This is a genomic window from Pseudomonas sp. Pc102 (genome assembly GCF_018408275.1).
Taxonomy (GTDB): Bacteria; Pseudomonadota; Gammaproteobacteria; order Pseudomonadales; family Pseudomonadaceae; genus Metapseudomonas; species Metapseudomonas tohonis.
The window spans coordinates 6,354,326-6,372,487 of sequence record NZ_AP021905.1; the positions used below are offsets into that span (position 1 = coordinate 6,354,326).

An 18,162-nucleotide genomic window follows, 5' to 3' on the forward strand; every position below is an offset into this window, starting at 1 on the left:
GAGCCTGCATGTCCGCTTTTGCCTCAGCCGCCCAGGATCGCTGGCTGGACCTCAACGACCTCCTGCGGGAGCTGGTGAACCAGGGCCGGATCGCCCAGGACACCGCCGAGCAGTGCATGGCGATTCGCCGCAGTGCGGTGAACAACCAGCAGCACCCGCTGGAATTCCTCGCCAGCCAGCAGGTCGACGACCTCAAGCGCCCCGGCAAGAAGCTCGACCTCGAAGCCCTGACCGTATGGCTCGCCGAGTACGCCGGCCAGCCCTACCTGCGCATCGACCCGCTGAAGATCGACGTCGCCGCGGTCACCCCGCTGATGTCCTACGCCTTCGCCCAGCGCCACAAGATCCTCGCCGTGGCCGCCGACAGCGAGAGCGTCACCATCGCCAGCGCGCAGCCCTTCGTGCACAGCTGGGAAGGCAACCTGACCCACGTCCTCAAGCGCCCGATCAAGCGCATCGTCGCCAACCCGGCGGACATCCAGCGCTTCACCGTCGAGTTCTACCGCCTGGCCAAGTCGGTCAGCGGCGCCAACGCCGTGGACCAGAAGATCAGCGGCGTCGGCAACTTCGAACAACTGCTGAAACTGGGGGCGAACGACCAGGAACCCGACGCCAACGACGCGCATATCGTCAACATCGTCGACTGGCTGTTCCAGTACGCCTACCAGCAGCGCGCCAGCGACATCCACATCGAGCCGCGCCGCGAGCAGGGCACCGTGCGCTTCCGTATCGACGGCGTGCTGCACACCGTCTACCAGTTCCCGCCCCAGGTGACGATGGCCATCGTCAGCCGCCTGAAGAGCCTCGGCCGCATGAACGTGGCGGAGAAGCGCAAGCCCCAGGACGGCCGGGTCAAGACCAAGACCCCGGAGGGCGGCGAGGTGGAACTGCGCCTGTCGACCCTGCCCACCGCCTTCGGCGAGAAGATGGTGATGCGGATCTTCGACCCCGAGGTGCTGCTGAAAAGCTTCGACCAGCTGGGCTTCTCCCAGGACGACCTCAAGCGCTGGCAGAGCATGACCAACCAGCCCAACGGCATCATCCTGGTCACCGGCCCCACCGGCTCGGGCAAGACCACCACGCTCTACACCACGCTCAAGCAGCTGGCCACCAGCGAGGTGAACGTCTGCACCATCGAAGACCCCATCGAGATGATCGAGGGCGCCTTCAACCAGATGCAGGTGCAGCACAACATCGACCTGACCTTCGCCAGCGGCGTGCGCGCCCTGATGCGCCAGGACCCGGACATCATCATGGTCGGCGAGATCCGCGACCTGGAGACCGCCGAGATGGCCATCCAGGCGGCGCTCACCGGACACCTGGTGCTTTCCACCCTGCACACCAACGACGCCCCCAGCGCCATCACCCGCCTGCTGGAACTGGGCGTGCCCTACTACCTGCTGCGCGCCACCCTGCTCGGGGTCATGGCCCAGCGCCTGGTGCGCACCCTGTGCCCGCACTGCAAGGCGCCCATCGAGCTGGAGGAGGAAGACTGGCAGAACCTCACCCGCCCCTGGAGCGCACCGCTGCCCACCGGGGCGCATCGCGCCGTGGGCTGCCTGGAATGCCGCGACACCGGCTACCGGGGTCGTGCCGGGGTCTACGAGATCATGCTGCTGTCGGATTCGGTGAAGAGCTACATCACCGCCGATACCGACCTCGTCGGCCTGCGTCGCAACGCCTTCAAGGAAGGCATGCGCAGCCTGCGCCTGTCCGGCGCGCAGAAGGTCGCCGCCGGGCTCACCACGGTCGAGGAAGTGCTGCGGGTCACGCCGCAGAGCGAACAGAAGTAACCACCGCCGCCCGGCGCAGAATCCGGGCGGATCACCGAGAAAGGCCGCTCCGGCACTCACCTACAGGGAACAGTCATGGGCATCACCACAGTCGTACTTCTCTTCGTCGCGCTCGCCGTGGCTATCGTCTTCATGGGTTTCAAGGTCGTGCCGCAGGGCTACGAATGGACGGTGGAGCGTTTCGGGCGCTACACCAACACCCTGAAGCCGGGCCTGAACATCATCGTCCCGGTGATGGACCGCATCGGGCGCAAGCTCAACGTCATGGAGGCGGTGCTGGACATCCCCCCGCAGGAAGCCATCAGCGCCGACAACGCCATCGTCGAGATCGACGCCGTGTGCTTCTTCCAGGTGATCAACGCGGCCCAGGCGGCCTATGAGGTGAACAACCTCGAGCACGCCATCCGCAACCTGGTGATGACCAACATCCGCACCGTGCTCGGCTCCATGGAGCTGGACGCCATGCTCAGCCAGCGCGACGCCATCAACGAGCGCCTGCTGCGCACCGTCGACGAGGCCACCGCGCCCTGGGGCATCAAGGTCACCCGTATCGAGATCAAGGACATCAGCCCGCCCGCCGACCTGGTCGAAGCCATGGCCAGCCAGATGAAGGCCGAGCGCCTGAAGCGCGCGCAGATCCTCGAGGCCGAAGGCTCCCGCTCCGCCGCCATCCTCACCGCCGAGGGCCACAAGCAGGCGGAGATCCTCCGCGCCGAGGGCGAGCGTGCCGCCGCCTTCCTCGAAGCCGAGGCCCGCGAACGCGCCGCCCAGGCCGAAGCCGAGGCGACCCGCGTGGTGTCCCAGGCCATCGCCAGCGGCAACGTGCAGGCGGTCAACTACTTCGTCGCGCAGAAATACGTCGAGGCCCTGGGCAACCTGGCCAGCGCCAACAACAGCAAGGTGATCCTCATGCCGCTGGAGGCCAGCCAGGTGATCGGCTCGGTGGGCGGCATCGGCGAGATCGTCAAGGCCACCTTCGGCGACAAGAAGGTCTGACCATGCTCGGCTACCTGCAGACCCTGTCCTTCTGGGACTGGCTGGCACTGGGCACCCTGTTGCTGATCCTCGAAGTCTTCGGCGCCGGCGGCTACCTGCTGTGGATCGGCCTGGCCGCCGCCGCGGTCGGCGCCCTCACCTTCATCGTGCCGGGCATCCCGTGGGAGGTGCAGTTCCTCCTCTTCGGCGTGCTCTCGGTGTGCACCGCCGTCTACTGGTGGCGCCGCCAGCGCAGCGCCGCCAAGCCCTCCGACCAGCCTGGGCTGAACCGCCGGGGCCAGGAATTCATTGGCCGCCAGTTCGCCCTGCACCAGGCCATCGAAGGCGGGCGCGGCAAGATCAAGGCCGGCGACTCGGTCTGGCTGGTGGTCGGGCCCGACCTGCCCGTTGGCGCCCAGGTGCGTGTCATCGGCCAGGACGGCGTGCTGCTCAAGGTCGAACCGGTCAGCGCCGGTTGAACGAACGGGACGCGTCGGTATTGCATGGGGCTCATGGCTAACGTCCAATAGCCGCCTCATGCCAAGGAGCCGTCCATGCCGCGTCCCGCCACCCCCCGCAAACCCCGCGCCAGCAGCCAGCTGCGCATCGCCGGGATCCTCGACTCCGCCCGCGCGCTGCTGGCCGAGGAAGGCGTGGCCAACCTGTCGATCTACAGCGTGGCCGAGCGCGCGGAGATGCCGCCCTCCTCCGTCTACCACTTCTTCGCCAGCGTGCCGGCGATCCTCGAAGGCCTCACCGCCGAAGTCCACGCCGCCTTCCGCGCCTGCCTGCAGGAGCCGGTGGAGCACGAGCGCCTGGCCAACTGGCGCGACCTCTCGCGCCTGGTGGAAGAACGCATGCTGGCGATCTACGCCGAGGACACCGCCGCGCGCCAGTTGATCCTCGCCCAGCACGGCCTCACCGAAGTGACCCAGGCCGACCGCCAGCACGACATCGAGCTGGGTCGCCTGATGCACCGCCTGTTCGAGCGCCATTTCGAACTGCCGGCGCTGCCGGGCGACCTCGACGTCTTCGCCCTGGCCATGGAACTGGGCGATCGCGTCTACGCCCGCTCGGTGCAACTGCACGGCGAAATCACCCCGCGCTTCGCCGAGGAAGGCATGCGCGTCTTCGACGCCTACCTCGGCCTCTACCTGCCGCCCTTCCTGCCCAAACGTGCCGCCGCGCTGGCGGACGCCCTCTGAAGCCTTCGATTTTTATCCGATAAATAGCCGATAAACATCGGCATTACTGGGCATTATTTCTTTCAAATATTTTATTACCACTTTTAAATCGGATTTTTATCGATTATAAAGTCGCCATCCGGGCGACTCACGCCCGCTCATCGACAGCAATCGTCCTGACGAGGTGTCTCCATGCCCCGCATCGTTACCGTCGCCGCCACCCAGATGGCCTGCTCCTGGGATCGCGCCGCGAACATCGCCAACGCCGAGAAACTGGTGCGCCAGGCCGCCGCCAGGGGCGCGCAGATCATCCTCATCCAGGAGCTGTTCGAGACCCCCTACTTCTGCCAGAAGCCCAACCCCGACTACCTGCAACTGGCCACCCGCACCGAGGCCAACGCCGCCATCGCCCACTTCCAGAAGGTCGCCGCCGAACTGCAGGTGGTGCTGCCCATCAGCTACTTCGAGCTGGCCGGGCGGGCGCGCTTCAACAGCATCGCCATCATCGACGCCGACGGCAGCAACCTCGGCGTGTACCGCAAGAGCCACATCCCGGACGGTCCCGGCTACCACGAGAAGTACTACTTCAACCCGGGGGACACCGGCTTCAAGGCGTGGAACACCCGCTACGCGCGCATCGGCGTCGGCATCTGCTGGGACCAGTGGTTCCCCGAGTGCGCCCGCAGCATGGCGCTGCTGGGCGCCGAGATCCTCTTCTACCCCACCGCCATCGGCAGCGAGCCCCACGACGCCAGCATCACTTCGCGCGACCACTGGCAGCGCGTGCAGCAGGGCCACGCAGGCGCTAACCTGATGCCCTTGGTGGCGTCGAACCGCATCGGTCGCGAGGAGCAGGACGGCTACGACATCACCTTCTACGGCTCCTCCTTCATCGCCGATCAGTTCGGCGCCAAGGTCGAGGAACTGAACGAGACCGAGGAAGGCGTGCTGGTGCACAGCTTCGACCTGGACAAGCTGGAACACACCCGCAGCGCCTGGGGCAGCTTCCGCGACCGTCGCCCGAACCTGTACGGCCCGCTGAAGACCCTGGACGGCGTCCTGGAGTCCTGACACCCATTTACAGTGGCCCCCGCCCATGCGGGGCCCACTCCACAGCCACCGCATCGCCCCTGACCGGGCGACCCTAGGGAACCCGCATGAAACCTCTGAACAGCACACCCCGCGCCGATGGCTTCCGCATGCCGGCCGAGTGGGAACCCCACAGCCGCACCTGGATGGTCTGGCCAGAACGCCCGGACAACTGGCGCCTCGGCGGCAAGCCCGCGCAGGCGGCCTTCACCGCCGTGGCCCGCGCCATCGCCCGCTTCGAGCCGGTGACCGTGTGCGTCAGCGCCGGCCAGTACGAAAACGCCTGCCAGCGCCTGGACGAGCCGAACATCCGCGTGGTGGAAATCACCACCGATGACGCCTGGGTGCGTGATACCGGTCCCACCTTCGTCACCAACGACACGGGCGAGGTGCGCGGCGTGGACTGGGCCTTCAACGCCTGGGGCGGCTTCGACGGCGGTCTCTATTCGCCCTGGAACCGCGACGACCAGGTGGCCTCGAAGATCCTCCGCATCGAAGGCTGCCAGGGCTACCGCACCGAAGGCTTCGTGCTCGAGGGCGGCTCCATCCACGTGGACGGCGAAGGCACCCTGATCACCACCGAGGAATGCCTGCTCAACCGCAACCGCAACCCGCACCTGAACCGCGAGGAGATCGAGGCAGTGCTGCGTGACCACCTGGCGGTGGACAGCATCATCTGGCTGCCGGATGGCCTCTATAACGACGAGACCGACGGCCACGTCGACAACTTCTGCTGCTACGTGCGCCCGGGCGAGGTGCTGCTGGCCTGGACCGATGACCCGGCCAACCCCAACTACCCGCGCTGCCAGGCGGCGATGAAGGTGCTGGAGCAGGCCCGCGACGCCAAGGGCCGCCAACTGGTGGTGCACAAGATGCCGATTCCCGGCCCGCTCTACGCCACGGACGAAGAGTGCGCCGGCGTCGACCTGGTGGCCGGTACCCAGGAGCGCGACCCGTCGATCCGCCTGGCGGGTTCCTACGTCAACTTCCTGATCGTCAACGGCGGCATCATCGCGCCCAAGTTCGACGACCCGAAGGACGCCGAGGCCGAAGCCATCCTCAAGCGCCTGTTCCCGCAGCATGAGGTGGTGATGGTGCCGGGCCGCGAGATCCTCCTCGGCGGTGGCAACATCCACTGCATCACCCAGCAGCAGCCGGCGCCGCAGAAGCGCTGAGCCACCGCTGGATGAACGAAGCCCCGCGAAAGCGGGGCTTTTTCATTCCGACACAAGGCACCAGCTACCCGTAGGATGGGTAGAGGTACGAAACCCATCATCGGGCGTGCCCAGGACCGCATGGGTTTCGCTCCGCTCTACCCATCCTACGAACCACGCCTCTGTGGGAGCGAATTCATTCGCGAAGGATCGCGTAGCGATCCCGATACTGCCGGGCGGCCCTGCGGTCCGCATCGCGAATGAATTCGCTCCCACACGTGCCCCCAAACGAACGAGCCCCCGCATGCGCGGGGGCTCTTCATGTCGGCACAAGGCAGCTGACGCAACCTCTTTCCACCGGATCACAGCTTGGCGATGGACACCTCGGTGGACTTCACGAAGGCGATCACCTCCGAGCCGATGCCCAGCTCCAGCTCGCGCACGGAACGGGTGGTGATCACCGAAGTGACGATGCCGGCGGCGGTCTGCACGTCGATTTCCGACAGCACCGGGCCTTCGATGATTTCCTTGATGGTGCCCTTGAACTGGTTGCGGACGTTGATGGCTTTGATGGTCATGGCGTTTTCTCCTGGGGTCGAAAAGCAGCTTCAAGTTGCAAGCTCCAAGCGGCAAGTCGGAGCGTCCTGCTCTTCCTTGCGGCTTGTGGCTTGCGCTTGCCGCTGAGGGTTAAAGCGCCCAACGCAACTGCGTGGGCAGGGGTGAAAAGGGTTCCGGCTCCGGTGGCGAGGCGGGTTGCGACAGCACCCGCTCCAGCACCTCGGCCTCCAGTGCCGCCAACCGTGCCGAACCACGGGCGCGGGGGCGGTGCAGTTCCACGGCCAGGTCGAGGCCGACCTCGCCGTCTTCGATCAGGATCACCCGGTCGGCGATGGCCACGGCCTCGCTGACGTCGTGGGTGACCAGCAGCACGGTGAAGCCGTGCTTCTGCCAGAGGCGTTCGATCAGTTGCTGCATCTCGATGCGGGTCAGCGCATCCAGCGCGCCCAGCGGTTCGTCCAGCAGCAACAGGCGCGGTTCGTGGATCAGGGCGCGGGCCAGGGCCACGCGCTGCTTCTGGCCACCGGACAGCGCCGCCGGCCATTCCTGGGCACGGTCGGCCAGGCCCACGGCCTCCAGCGCTTCCAGGGCCTTGGGCCGCCAGTTGCCGGAGAGGCCGAGGCCGACGTTGTCGATCACCCGCTTCCAGGGCAGCAGGCGGGCGTCCTGGAACATCAGCCGGGTGTCCTCGCGGGCCTCGGCCAGGGGGGCCGAACCGGCCAGCAGCTCGCCCCGGCTGGGCTGGTCGAGCCCGGCCAGCAGGCGCAGCAGGGTGCTCTTGCCGCACCCGCTGCGACCGACCACGGCAACGAACTGGCCGGCGGGAATCAGCAGGTCGATGTCCTTGAGCACCTCGCGCTCGCCGAAGGACTTGCCGATGCTGCGGATCGCCAGCGGGATGCCGCGCTTCAGGCGCTGGGGCGTGGACAGGGCATTCATGCCGCACCTCCCTTGGCCTGGTAGGCCGGGTGCCAGCGCAGCCACAGGCGTTCGAGGCCACGGGCGGCGACGTCGGCCAGCTTGCCGAGCACCGCGTAGAGCAGGATCGCCAGCACCACGACGTCGGTCTGCAGGAACTCGCGGGCGTTCATCGCCAGGTAGCCGATGCCGGAACTGGCCGAGATGGTCTCGGCGACGATCAGGGTCAGCCACATGAAGCCGAGGGCGAAACGCACGCCCACCAGGATCGAGGGCAGCGCGCCGGGCAGGATCACCTGGCGGAACAGGCCGAAGCCGGAGAGGCCGTAGCTGCGCGCCATCTCCACCAGCGCCGGGTCGACGTTGCGGATGCCGTGGTAGGTGTTGAGGTAGATGGGGAACAGGGTGCCGAGGGCGACGAGGAAGATCTTCGCCGACTCGTCGATGCCGAACCACAGGATCACCAGCGGGATCAGCGCCAGGTGCGGCACGTTACGGATCATCTGCACCGAGCTGTCGAGCAGGCGTTCGCCCCATTTCGACAGGCCGGTGATGAAGCCCAGCAGCAGGCCGAGGCCGCCACCGATGGCGAAGCCGATGCCGGCGCGCCAGCCGCTGATGGCCAGGTGGGTCCAGATCTCGCCGCTGGCCACCAGTTGCCAGCCGGCGGTGACCACGGCGCTGGGTGCCGGGAGGATGCGGGTGGAGAGCAGGCCGGTCTCGACGGCGAGCTGCCAGGTGGCCAGCAGCACGAAGGGCAGTGCCCAGGGCGCCAGGCGCTGGAGGATTGACTGGAAATTCATCTCGGCGCCCTCAGCTCTGCGAGACCTTGAGGCGACGCTCGGGCAGCGCCTCGTTGGCCACCATCTCGCCGAAGGGGCTGACGAAGGCCAGGCCATCGCTCGCCTGCGGGCGTGCCACGTCCAGGTGGGGGAACAGCAGTTCCGCCACGCGGTAGGACTCTTCCAGGTGCGGGTAGCCGGAGAAGATGAAGGTGTCGATGCCGAGGTCGGCGTATTCCTTGACCCGCGCGGCCACGGTGGGCCCATCGCCCACCAGCGCAGTGCCCGCACCGCCACGCACCAGGCCGACGCCGGCCCAGAGGTTGGGGCTGACTTCCAGCTGGTCGCGCTTGCCATTGTGCAGGGCGGCCATGCGTTGCTGGCCGACCGAGTCGAAGCGGGCGAAGGCCGCCTGGGCCTTGGCGATGGTGGCGTCGTCGAGGTTGGCGATCAGGCGGTCGGCGGCGGCCCAGGCTTCTTCGTTGGTCTCGCGCACGATCACGTGCAGGCGGATGCCGAAGCGCACGCTGCGGCCGAGCTTGGCGGCCTTCTCGCGCACCTGTTCGATCTTCTCCTTCACGGCGGCCGGCGGCTCGCCCCAGGTCAGGTACAGCTCCACCTGTTCGGCGGCCAGGTCCTGGGCGGCTTCGGAGGAGCCGCCGAAGTACAGCGGCGGGCGCGGTTGCTGCAGCGGCGGGTAGAACAGCTTGGCGCCCTTCACCTGGATGTGCTTGCCGTCGTAGTCGACGGTCTCGCCCTCCAGCACGCGGCGCCAGATACGGGTGAATTCGACGGAAGCCTCGTAACGCTCTTCATGGTTCAGGTGCAGGCCGTCGGCGGCCAGCTCGTCCGGGTCGCCCCCGGTCACCAGGTTGAACAGGGCCCGGCCGCCGGAGAGGCGGTCGAGGGTGGCGGCCTGGCGCGCAGCGACGGTGGGCGAAATGATCCCCGGGCGCAGGGCGACGAGGAGTTTCAGGCGCTGGGTCACCGGGATCAGCGAGGCGGCAACCAGCCAGGAGTCCTCGCAGGAACGACCGGTGGGGATCAGCACGCCGCCGAAACCGAGGCGGTCGGCCGCCTGGGCGATCTGCTGCAGGTAGCCGTGGTCGACAGCGCGGGCGCCTTCGGATGTGCCGAGGTAGTGGCCGTCGCCGTGGGTCGGCAGGAACCAGAAGAGGTTGAGACTCATCGCAATAACTCCAGGGTGAGCGCGCCGGCGTGGCGTAGCCGCGCGATGATGGTTCGTTTACGGGTATCGAAACCTCCCCCGCGCCGTCCTGGCGCGGGGCGAGGCGCCAATCACTGCTGCTGGGCGACCTTGGCGGGCGGCGTCCAGATCACATCCTTGATGCTGAGTTTTTTCGGGATCAGCTTCAGGTCGGTGAAGGTGTCGGCGATCTTCTGCTGCGCAGTGACCACCTCCGGGGTGAGGAACTGGGCGCCGTAGCCCTGGCGCTTCACCGCGATGGAGGTGATGTCCCTGGGCAGGCCGAGCAGCGGCGCGACCTGTTCGGTGACGGTGTCCGGGTCGGCCTTGGAGTCCTCGCCCACGGCGCGGACTTCCTCCACCAGGGTGCTGATCACCTGCGGGTGCTGGGTCGCGTACTGCCGGGTGGCCAGGTAGAACTGGTGGTTATCCACAAGCTGGGTGCCGTTGCGCAGGGTGCGGGCCTGCAGCTGCTGCTCGGCGGCCGCCTGGAAGGGGTCCCAGATCACCCAGGCGTCGACGCTGCCACGCTCGAAGGCGGCGCGGGCATCGGCCGGCGGCAGGTACACGGGCTGGATGTCGCTGTACTTCAGGCCCGCCTCTTCGAGGGCACGGACCAGCAGGTAGTGCACGTTGGAGCCCTTGTTCAGGGCGACCTTCTTGCCGGCCAGTTCCTTGACCGACTGGATCGCCGAGCCCTTGGGCACGAGGATCGCCTCGCTGGTGGGCGCCGGCGGCTCGTAGGCGACGTAGAGCAGGTCGGCACCGGCGGCCTGGGCGAACACCGGCGGGGTCTCGCCGGTGACGCCGAAGTCGATGGAGCCGACGTTGAGGCCTTCCAGCAGCTGCGGGCCGCCGGGGAACTCGGTCCATTTCACCTCGATGCCCTGGTCGGCCAGGCGCTTCTCCAGGGAGCCCTTGGCCTTGAGCAGCACCAGGGTGCCGTATTTCTGGTAGCCGATCCGCAAGGTCTCGGCCTGTGCCTGGGTGATGGCGCCGAAGGTGATGGCCGCTGCAAACAGGGCGACCAGGCTCCGACGCAAAGTGATGGTGCGCATGGCGCTCTCCTCGAACTCTGCTTTGGGTAGTGGTTGCGCCTGCTTGCCCGTTGGCGGGCGAGTAAGGCCTTGTTCTTGTCACCCCCGGGGGAGTGTCCTGCCGTACTTCAGATGCTCCAGCGCGCGTTGCGCAGGGCATCCGGCTCCAGGGGGCGAGGCCTTCTGGCCAGGGCCCGCTGGAACTGTTCCAGTGATTCGTCCAGGCGTTGCTCCAGGGACGGGGCGAGTTGCACACCGCCGTTCTGGTGCTCCACCTGGCCGTCGTCGGCGAAGATGCCGTGCAGCACTTCCTCGGCCTTGAGGGCCGTCAGAACGGGCCGCAGTGCGTAATCCACCGCCAGCATGTGGGCCTTGCTGCCACCGGTGGCGATGGGCAGCACGACCTTGTGTTCCAGGGCCCGCTCGGGCAGCAGGTCGAGCAGGGTCTTGAGGGCACCGGCGAAGGACGCCTTGTACACCGGCGTCGCCACCAGCAGCCCGTCGGCGCGGCCGACCTGCTCGATCAGGTGCTGCACGCGGGGGCTGTCGAAGCGTGCGTGCAGCAGGTCCTCGGCGGGGAAGTCCCGTACCGCGAAGCCCGCCAGCTCCACCCCATGCCGCTCCAGCCACTGGCGGGCGCGGGTCAGCAGGGCTGCCGAGCGCGACTCCAGGCTGGGACTGCCGGAAAGGGTCACCACCAACATCGGGACTGTTCCTCTTCGATAAAAAACGGACCGGCGCACCGGTCCGAACCCTGCTCTTTCATTCATTGGGGGGCTGACCGAGGGCCGCCCCGTCGCCCCGCACAGGCGGGGCCCGCTCAATGCCTCAGCGATTGGGCTGCGGCGTCAGGCGCAGGTACGGCCGGATCGCCTTGTAGCCACGGGGGAAGCGCTGCTTGATCTCGTCCTCGTCTTTCAGCGAGGGCACGATCACCACGTCATCGCCGTCCTGCCAGTTACCAGGGGTGGCGACCTTGTGGTTGTCGGTGAGCTGCAGGGAGTCGATCACCCGCAGGATCTCGTTGAAGTTGCGCCCGGTGCTGGCCGGGTAGGTGATGATCAGGCGCACCTTCTTGTTGGGGTCGATGATGAACAGCGAACGCACGGTGAGGGTGTCGTTGGCATTCGGGTGGATCAGGTCGTAGAGGCCGGAAACGGCACGGTCGGCGTCGGCGATGATGGGGAAGTTGACGACGGTGTTCTGGGTCTCGTTGATGTCGTCGATCCACTTCAGGTGCGAATCCACCGGGTCCACCGACAGGGCGATGGCCTTGACCCCACGGGCGGCGAATTCGTCCTTCAGCTTGGCGGTCAGGCCCAGTTCGGTGGTGCACACCGGCGTGAAGTCGGCGGGGTGCGAGAAGAGCACGCCCCAGCTGTTGCCCAGCCACTCGTGGAAACGGATGCGGCCTTCGCTGGAGTCCTGTTCGAAGTCGGGGGCGATGTCGCCGAGTCTGATGCTCATGTGCAGCTCCTTGAGACTGGATTCGTCGTTCTGTGCGCTCACTATGCCCAGCCTCGAAGGAAATCAAAAAGAATAAATAACAATTTATTTATAACTTTAAGAGCTATATCTCCCCATCCACTCAAACACCCGGTCAGCACTTGTAGGATGGGTAGAGCGAAGCGAAACCCATGGGGTCCTGGGCACTCCGCAATGATGGGTTTCGCTCGACTCTATCCATCCTACGAAGCCCGATTTGCCGCCTGCCCCGAATCGCGCCCACAAAAAAGCCCCGCCTCCGCCTGGGGCGGAAGCGGGGCTCGGTGACGCTGCTTACAGCAGGGTCAGGGTGTAGCTCACGATCAGGCGGTTTTCGTCCTGGTCGCGGGTGGCGTCGCTGCGCAGGGCAGCGTTACGCCAGGACAGGCCCAGGCCTTTCAGCGGGCCGTCCTGCAGGGTGTAGTCCAGGCGGAAGTCACGCTCCCACTCGCCCTGGTCGCTGCCCTGGGTCTCGATGTTGCTGCCCTTCAGGTAGGTGGCGACGGCCTTCAGGCCCGGTACGCCGGCCTTGGCGAAGTCGTAGCCGTACTCGGCCACCCAGGTGCGCTCGCCGGCACTGAGGAACTTGCCGATCTGGCGGTCGGTGATCAGGTAGGCGGTGGCACCGTCACCCTGGTTCAGGAAGGGGAAGGCGCTGTCGCCGGACACCTGCTGGTAGCCCAGGCTGGCGGCATGGCTGCCCAGGGTGTAGGTGAAGAAGGCACTCCAGGTCTTGTTGTCGACTTCCCAGCGGTTCGCGTCGGTGGTCGCCCAGTTGCCGGAGCTGCGATAGCCCTCGAGGCGGCCGGCGGCGCTGGCGTTCTTGCCATCGGAGTCGCTGTAGAAGTAGCGCAGGTCGGATTTCAGGGAACCCGGGCCAACCGGCAGCACGTGGGTCAGGCCAAGGAAGTGCTGCTCATAGAAGTCTTCCAGGTTGCCGTAGTAGTACTGGGCGGTCAGGTCCTTGGTGACCTTGTAGTCGCCACCGGCGTAGTAGAACTTGTTGCTGAACTGCCCGTTCTTGTAGGTGGCCGGGGAGCCCAGGCTGTTGGCACCGCCGATGGACAGGCCACGGGCGTCGCTGGAGTTACGGCCCTTGGCGTGCTCGAGCTGGCCCCCGACCAGGGTCAGGCCGTCGATCTCGTTGGAGGTGACCTGGCCACCTTCGAAGGTCTGCGGCAGCAGGCGACCGTCGTTGAAGGTCACGACCGGCAGCTTGGGCTGCAGGGTGCCGATGCGGGCTTCGGTCTTGGAGACGCGGACCTTGCCGGTCACGCCGATGCTGCCGAAGTCATCCACGGCACGGCCGTCGCCGTCGGTGGGGAACACGGTGCCGCCGTAGGCATTGCTACCGGCGTTGTAGTGAGTGCCCTTGCCGGAGTCCAGGCGCACGCCCAGCAGGCCCAGCGCGTCGACGCCGAAGCCCACGGTGCCCTCGGTGTAGCCGGAGGTGTAGTTGAAGAGGAAGCCCTGGCCCCACTCTTCCTGCTTGGAGGGGTTGGCAGTGCCTTCGCGGTTGTCCTGGTTGATATAGAAGTTGCGCAGGCCGAGGGTGGCCTTGCTGTCCTCGACGAAACCGCCCGCGACGGCCTGTTGGGCCAGTACACCGGCAGCGATGGCCAAGGCCAGGGAAGATCTGTTCATGCTCGTGCTCCAGATGGTGCTTGTTTCTTGGTGTTTTAGTTTTAGAGGTGAGGCGCGCTCACGCCTCGCTGTATATAAAAATATACAGCGAGGCAGTATGACCACAGGGTCATGGATTTCCAGCGCGATTCAAGCGAAAGCACCCCGCCCCGGATGGCTGGCAATCTAGGGCAAGGCGCTTAAGGCTTAAAAAGAATTTATTGTCACTTTATTGTAACTAAATCGCATAAAAAGCATCACGGACGAGCTTTGAACCCGTTCTCATCTCGCCGCATAAGCTAATGATTAAAAATTATTGGTCCCGCCTTTTTTAGATCACCTAGCTTCTCGCCACCGGACAACCGGACGAACTTCCCGCTTCGCGATGAAAGCGGGGTCCCGTTCCGGCCTCCCGAGATCGCCGGAAAGCGCATCTTCGAGAGGTTCGTCATGGCCCAGGCCAAACCCTTCACCCGTACCGCACTGCTCGCCCTCGCACTGGGCATCGGCCTGCTGGCCGCCCTGCCCGTGGACGCCGCCAGCCAGCAGCTGCGCATCGGCTTCCAGAAATCCTCGACCCTGATCACCCTGCTCAAATCCCAGGGCGGCCTGGAGCGCGAGCTCGCCAAGCAGGACATCGCCATCAGCTGGCACGAATTCCCCAGCGGCCAGCCGCTGCTGGAAGCCCTCAACCTGGGTAACGTCGACCTTTCCGCGGATGTCGCCGACACCGTGCCGGTGTTCGCCCAGGCGGCGGGCGCGCAACTTACCTATTTCGCGCAGGAAGCGCCATCACCTTCCGCCCAGGGGATACTGGTGCGCGCGGATTCACCGCTGAAAAGCCTCGCCGACCTCAAGGGCCGCACCGTCGCGGTGACCAAGGCCGCTGGCAGCCACTACCTGCTGATCGCCGCCCTGAACAAGGCCGGGCTGAAGTTCTCCGACATCAAGCCCGCCTACCTCACCCCAGCCGACGGGCGCGCCGCCTTCGAAAACCACAAGGTCGACGCCTGGGTCACCTGGGAGCCCTTCCTCACCAGTGCACGCGAGCAGTTGCCGACCCGTACCCTCAGCGATGGCGCGCACCTGGCCGACTACCAGCGCTACTACCTGACCGGCAGCGCCTTCGCCAAGGCCAACCCCAAGGTGCTGCAGACGGTGTTCGACGAGCTGGTGAAGACCGGCGACTGGCTGCGCGCCAATCCTCGCCAGGCGGCCGAGATCCTAGGCCCGCAATGGGGTGGCCTGGCGCCGGCGATCGTCGAGCAGGCCAACACCCACCGCAGCTACCAGGTACGCGCCGTGCAGCCAGGCAGCCTGGCGGAGCAGCAGAAGATCGCCGATGCCTTCTTCGCCGAAGGGTTGCTGCCCAAGAAGGTGGACGCCCTGGCGCTGCCCATCTGGACCCCGGAAGCCCACTGACTCACTCCTAGGGCCCGCGAGCCGGGCCCTTCGCCTGGACGGGGCAAGTAGCCAGCACTCATAAGCTAATGACTAAAAAGTATTTATTCTGAATTTTTTAGATCATTTAGATTCGCTCCACCGGATCACCGGACACCCTGAGAAAACCCCGATTCCCGTCCCGTGGCCCGGCCTCCGAACCGGCCCGTCGCCCGTTTAGGAGCACCACCATGATCAGCTCTCTGTTCCCCCGTCGCCTGCTGGCGGCATTGACCCTCGGCGGCCTGGCCATCAGCGCGCAGGCCGCGGATTTCACCGTCGCCTACCAGACCACCGTGGACCCGGCGAAAGTCGCCCAGGCCGACGGCGCCTATGAAAAGGCCAGCGCCTCCAAGATCGACTGGCGCAAGTTCGACAGCGGCGCCGAAGTCATCACCGCCGTCGCCTCCGGTGACGTGCAGATCGGCTACGTCGGCTCCAGCCCCCTGGCGGCGGCGGCTACCCGCCAGCTGCCGATCCAGACCTTCCTCATCGCCACCCAGATCGGCGACGCCGAGGCCCTGGTCGCCCGCAACGGCGCCGGCATCGCCAAGCCCGAGGACCTGGTCGGCAAGAAGATCGCCGTGCCTTTCGTCTCCACCGGCCACTACAGCCTGCTGGCCGCCCTCAAGCACTGGAAGATCGACCCCAGCAAGGTGACCATCCTCAACCTCGCGCCGCCGGCCATCATCGCCGCCTGGCAGCGCGGCGACATCGACGCCACCTACGTCTGGGACCCGGCGCTCGGCGTGGCCAAGTCCAGCGGCAAGGTGCTGATCAGCTCCGGTGAGCTGGGCAAGCTCGGCGCCCCGACCTTCGACGCCTGGATCGTGCGCAAGGACTTCGCCGAGAAGCACCCCGAGGCGGTCCGCGCCTTCGCCAAGGTGACCCTCGACGCCTACGCCGACTACCGCAAGGACCCGCAAGCCTGGCTGGCCGACAAGGCCAACATCGACAAGGTGGTGAAGCTCTCCGGCGCCAAGGCCGAGGACATCCCGCTGCTGCTGCAGGGCAACGTCTTCCCGCTGGCCGCCGACCAGGTCACCGCCCTCGGCGCACCGACCACCCAGGCCATCAACCAGACCGCCACCTTCCTCAAGGAGCAGGGCAAGGTCGATGCGGTGTTGCCGGACTACGCCCCCTACGTGAGCGCCAAGTACGTCACCAACTGATCGGCTGCGCGTCGGCGGGGCGTCGTTGAAAACGACCTGGGCTTGCTCACCCGCAGCAGCCCCGGTCGTTTGCGACTGGCCCCGCTCCAACTCGCTCGATCCGACACATTCAGAAGAGCGCAAAAGAAAATGGCCTTACTCCAGCTGGAGCGCATCAGCGCACAGTACCCCGGCACGGCCGAGCCGGTACTGACCGACATTTCCCTCTCCCTCGGGCCACAGCAGCTGCTGGTCGCCCTGGGGCCTTCCGGCAGCGGCAAGACCACGCTGCTCAACCTCATCGCCGGCTTCGTGCCCCCCAGCGACGGTCGCATCAGCCTCGACGGCCAGCCCGTGCAGGGCCCTTCCGCCGAGCGTGGGGTGGTGTTCCAGGACGACGCCCTGCTGCCCTGGCAGAACGTCCTCGGCAACGTCGCCTTCGGCCTCGAACTGGCCGGCGTGCCCCGTGCGCGGCGCGAAGCCAAGGCCCGCGAGATGCTCGCCCTGGTCGACCTCGCCGGCTTCGAGAAGCGGCAGATCTGGGAACTCTCCGGGGGCCAGCGCCAGCGCGTCGGCATTGCCCGGGCCCTGGCCGCCGACCCGCGCGTGCTGCTGATGGACGAACCCTTCGGCGCCCTCGACGCCTTCACCCGCGAACAGATGCAGGAGCTGCTGCTGCAGGTCTGGCAGCGCGCCGCCAAGCCGGTGTTCCTGATCACCCACGACATCGAGGAAGCGGTGTTCCTCGCCACCGACCTGATCCTCCTGTCACCCAACCCCGGTCGCATCAGCGAGCGCCTGACCCTCGACTTCGGCCGCCGCTACGCCGCCGGCGAGAGTGCACGGGCGATCAAGTCCGACCGGGCCTTCATCGAAACCCGCGAGCACGTCCTCGCCCAGGTCTTCGCCGAACGGCAAAGGAGAAGCGCATGAGCAGCCTCGACCTGCCCCTGCCGGAAAACAAGGCAGCGACCCCCGCATCCCGCACCTGGCGCCTCTCCACCTTCGCCATCAGCAGCCTGACCCTCGTCGGCCTGCTGCTGGCCTGGTGGGCGGTGACCACCGCCGGCCTGATCGAGCCGCTGTTCCTGCCCAGCCCCCAGGCGGTGCTGCGCAAGGGCTGGCAGCTGGCCACCCAGGGCTACATGGATTCCAGCCTCTGGGCGCACCTGCTGGCGAGCCTCGCGCGCATCGGCACCGCCCTGCTGGCCGCCGTGCTCACCGCCATCCCCCTGGGCATCGCCATCGGCCGCAACCGCATCGCCCACGGCATCTTCGACCCGCTGATCGAGTTCTACCGGCCGATCCCGCCGCTGGCCTACCTGCCGCTGATCGTCATCTGGTGCGGCATCGGCGAGCTGTCCAAGGTGCTGCTGATCTTCCTCGCCATCTTCGCCCCCATCGCCATCGCCACCGCCACCGGCGTGCGCAACGTCAACCCGGCGCGCCTGCGCGCGGCGCAGTCCCTCGGTGCCACCCCGGCGCAGCTGATCCGCCACGTGGTCCTGCCCAGCGCCCTGCCGGACATCCTCACCGGCGTGCGCATCGGCCTCGGCGTCGGCTGGTCGACCCTGGTCGCCGCCGAACTGGTGGCCGCCACCCAGGGCCTCGGCTTCATGGTCCAGTCGGCCGCGCAGTTCCTGGTCACCGACGTCGTGGTGCTCGGCATCCTGGTCATCGCCCTGGTCGCCTTCGCCCTGGAACTCGGCCTGCGCACCCTGCAACGCAAGCTCGTGCCCTGGCACGGGCAGAACCACTGATCGAGG

Annotated in this window: 18 protein-coding genes; 10 read left to right on the plus strand and 8 right to left on the minus strand. The window is 66.8% G+C overall.

The window, feature by feature from the left end; translation table 11 throughout:
• The first annotated feature begins 8 nt into the window (after nt 1–8).
• The 6 genes from PHLH3_RS28975 (at nt 9) to aguA (ending at nt 6,216) form a co-directional block, all read left to right on the plus strand.
• The gene (locus PHLH3_RS28975) at nt 9–1,793 is read left to right on the plus strand and encodes a GspE/PulE family protein (protein WP_173178566.1); all 1,785 of its coding nucleotides are present in this window, start codon (nt 9–11) and stop codon (nt 1,791–1,793) included.
• 75 nt (nt 1,794–1,868) lie between these two features.
• Nucleotides 1,869–2,789 carry an SPFH domain-containing protein gene (locus PHLH3_RS28980; RefSeq protein ID WP_173178565.1) on the plus strand — a complete coding sequence of 307 codons (921 nt, stop codon included), beginning with the start codon at nt 1,869–1,871 and terminating at the stop codon, nt 2,787–2,789.
• 2 nt (nt 2,790–2,791) lie between these two features.
• The gene (locus PHLH3_RS28985) at nt 2,792–3,247 is read left to right on the plus strand and encodes an NfeD family protein (RefSeq protein WP_213627086.1); all 456 of its coding nucleotides are present in this window, start codon (nt 2,792–2,794) and stop codon (nt 3,245–3,247) included.
• Between the two features lie 75 nt (nt 3,248–3,322).
• Entirely contained in the window at nt 3,323–3,973 is a 651-nt protein-coding gene (locus PHLH3_RS28990; protein ID WP_213627088.1) for a TetR/AcrR family transcriptional regulator, read from the plus strand.
• Nucleotides 3,974–4,144: 171 nt separating this feature from the next.
• Nucleotides 4,145–5,023 (plus strand): N-carbamoylputrescine amidase, encoded by an 879-nt coding sequence (gene aguB, locus PHLH3_RS28995; RefSeq protein ID WP_213627090.1) that lies wholly within the window; start codon nt 4,145–4,147, stop codon nt 5,021–5,023.
• An 86-nt stretch (nt 5,024–5,109) separates the two neighbouring features.
• Nucleotides 5,110–6,216, plus strand: a complete 1,107-nt coding sequence (gene aguA / locus PHLH3_RS29000; RefSeq protein WP_213627092.1) for an agmatine deiminase — start codon at nt 5,110–5,112, stop codon at nt 6,214–6,216.
• A 341-nt stretch (nt 6,217–6,557) separates the two neighbouring features.
• Here the strand turns inward: aguA and PHLH3_RS29005 are convergent, their stop codons facing one another.
• The 8 genes from PHLH3_RS29005 to PHLH3_RS29040 all read right to left on the minus strand — a co-directional run bounded on the left by PHLH3_RS29005 (nt 6,558) and on the right by PHLH3_RS29040 (nt 13,826).
• A complete protein-coding gene (locus PHLH3_RS29005; protein WP_003455791.1) occupies nt 6,558–6,773 on the minus strand; it encodes a molybdopterin-binding protein in 216 nt (71 codons plus the stop codon).
• 109 nt (nt 6,774–6,882) lie between these two features.
• The gene (gene ssuB, locus PHLH3_RS29010) at nt 6,883–7,692 is read right to left on the minus strand and encodes an aliphatic sulfonates ABC transporter ATP-binding protein (protein WP_213627094.1); all 810 of its coding nucleotides are present in this window, start codon (nt 7,690–7,692) and stop codon (nt 6,883–6,885) included.
• The gene (ssuC, locus tag PHLH3_RS29015; protein ID WP_213627096.1) at nt 7,689–8,474 is read right to left on the minus strand and encodes an aliphatic sulfonate ABC transporter permease SsuC; all 786 of its coding nucleotides are present in this window, start codon (nt 8,472–8,474) and stop codon (nt 7,689–7,691) included. The genes ssuB and ssuC overlap by 4 nt, the downstream gene beginning before the upstream one ends.
• A 10-nt stretch (nt 8,475–8,484) precedes the next feature.
• Nucleotides 8,485–9,642, minus strand: coding sequence for an FMNH2-dependent alkanesulfonate monooxygenase (gene ssuD / locus PHLH3_RS29020; RefSeq protein WP_213627098.1), 1,158 nt, complete (start codon nt 9,640–9,642; stop codon nt 8,485–8,487).
• Between the two features lie 110 nt (nt 9,643–9,752).
• A complete protein-coding gene (locus PHLH3_RS29025) occupies nt 9,753–10,718 on the minus strand; it encodes a sulfonate ABC transporter substrate-binding protein (protein ID WP_213627100.1) in 966 nt (321 codons plus the stop codon).
• A 107-nt stretch (nt 10,719–10,825) separates the two neighbouring features.
• Entirely contained in the window at nt 10,826–11,401 is a 576-nt protein-coding gene (gene ssuE, locus PHLH3_RS29030; RefSeq protein WP_173176793.1) for an NADPH-dependent FMN reductase, read from the minus strand.
• 124 nt (nt 11,402–11,525) lie between these two features.
• On the minus strand, nt 11,526–12,164 hold the full coding sequence (locus PHLH3_RS29035) for a peroxiredoxin (protein ID WP_173176795.1): 639 nt from the start codon (nt 12,162–12,164) through the stop codon (nt 11,526–11,528).
• 312 nt (nt 12,165–12,476) lie between these two features.
• Nucleotides 12,477–13,826, minus strand: a complete 1,350-nt coding sequence (locus PHLH3_RS29040; RefSeq protein ID WP_213627102.1) for an OprD family porin — start codon at nt 13,824–13,826, stop codon at nt 12,477–12,479.
• A 429-nt stretch (nt 13,827–14,255) separates the two neighbouring features.
• Between PHLH3_RS29040 and PHLH3_RS29045 the strand changes: the two genes are divergently transcribed.
• The 4 genes from PHLH3_RS29045 (at nt 14,256) to tauC (ending at nt 18,156) form a co-directional block, all read left to right on the plus strand.
• Entirely contained in the window at nt 14,256–15,227 is a 972-nt protein-coding gene (locus PHLH3_RS29045; protein WP_213627104.1) for an aliphatic sulfonate ABC transporter substrate-binding protein, read from the plus strand.
• A gap of 209 nt (nt 15,228–15,436) precedes the next feature.
• Complete coding sequence (gene tauA, locus PHLH3_RS29050) at nt 15,437–16,417, plus strand: taurine ABC transporter substrate-binding protein (protein ID WP_213627106.1); 981 nt, start codon at nt 15,437–15,439, stop codon at nt 16,415–16,417.
• A gap of 129 nt (nt 16,418–16,546) precedes the next feature.
• Entirely contained in the window at nt 16,547–17,329 is a 783-nt protein-coding gene (tauB, locus tag PHLH3_RS29055) for a taurine ABC transporter ATP-binding subunit (RefSeq protein ID WP_213627107.1), read from the plus strand.
• Complete coding sequence (gene tauC, locus PHLH3_RS29060) at nt 17,326–18,156, plus strand: taurine ABC transporter permease TauC (protein ID WP_213627109.1); 831 nt, start codon at nt 17,326–17,328, stop codon at nt 18,154–18,156. Before tauB ends, tauC begins: the two co-directional genes overlap by 4 nt.
• Nucleotides 18,157–18,162 lie beyond the last annotated feature (6 nt).

Coding starts and splice junctions, on each gene's coding strand:
- PHLH3_RS28975 (WP_173178566.1), top strand. CDS start 9: ATGTCCGCTTTTGCCTCAGCCGCCCAGGATCGCTGGCTGGACCTCAAC.
- PHLH3_RS28980 (WP_173178565.1), top strand. CDS start 1,869: ATGGGCATCACCACAGTCGTACTTCTCTTCGTCGCGCTCGCCGTGGCT.
- PHLH3_RS28985 (WP_213627086.1), top strand. CDS start 2,792: ATGCTCGGCTACCTGCAGACCCTGTCCTTCTGGGACTGGCTGGCACTG.
- PHLH3_RS28990 (WP_213627088.1), top strand. CDS start 3,323: ATGCCGCGTCCCGCCACCCCCCGCAAACCCCGCGCCAGCAGCCAGCTG.
- aguB (WP_213627090.1), top strand. CDS start 4,145: ATGCCCCGCATCGTTACCGTCGCCGCCACCCAGATGGCCTGCTCCTGG.
- aguA (WP_213627092.1), top strand. CDS start 5,110: ATGAAACCTCTGAACAGCACACCCCGCGCCGATGGCTTCCGCATGCCG.
- PHLH3_RS29005 (WP_003455791.1), bottom strand. CDS start 6,773: ATGACCATCAAAGCCATCAACGTCCGCAACCAGTTCAAGGGCACCATC.
- ssuB (WP_213627094.1), bottom strand. CDS start 7,692: ATGAATGCCCTGTCCACGCCCCAGCGCCTGAAGCGCGGCATCCCGCTG.
- ssuC (WP_213627096.1), bottom strand. CDS start 8,474: ATGAATTTCCAGTCAATCCTCCAGCGCCTGGCGCCCTGGGCACTGCCC.
- ssuD (WP_213627098.1), bottom strand. CDS start 9,642: ATGAGTCTCAACCTCTTCTGGTTCCTGCCGACCCACGGCGACGGCCAC.
- PHLH3_RS29025 (WP_213627100.1), bottom strand. CDS start 10,718: ATGCGCACCATCACTTTGCGTCGGAGCCTGGTCGCCCTGTTTGCAGCG.
- ssuE (WP_173176793.1), bottom strand. CDS start 11,401: ATGTTGGTGGTGACCCTTTCCGGCAGTCCCAGCCTGGAGTCGCGCTCG.
- PHLH3_RS29035 (WP_173176795.1), bottom strand. CDS start 12,164: ATGAGCATCAGACTCGGCGACATCGCCCCCGACTTCGAACAGGACTCC.
- PHLH3_RS29040 (WP_213627102.1), bottom strand. CDS start 13,826: ATGAACAGATCTTCCCTGGCCTTGGCCATCGCTGCCGGTGTACTGGCC.
- PHLH3_RS29045 (WP_213627104.1), top strand. CDS start 14,256: ATGGCCCAGGCCAAACCCTTCACCCGTACCGCACTGCTCGCCCTCGCA.
- tauA (WP_213627106.1), top strand. CDS start 15,437: ATGATCAGCTCTCTGTTCCCCCGTCGCCTGCTGGCGGCATTGACCCTC.
- tauB (WP_213627107.1), top strand. CDS start 16,547: ATGGCCTTACTCCAGCTGGAGCGCATCAGCGCACAGTACCCCGGCACG.
- tauC (WP_213627109.1), top strand. CDS start 17,326: ATGAGCAGCCTCGACCTGCCCCTGCCGGAAAACAAGGCAGCGACCCCC.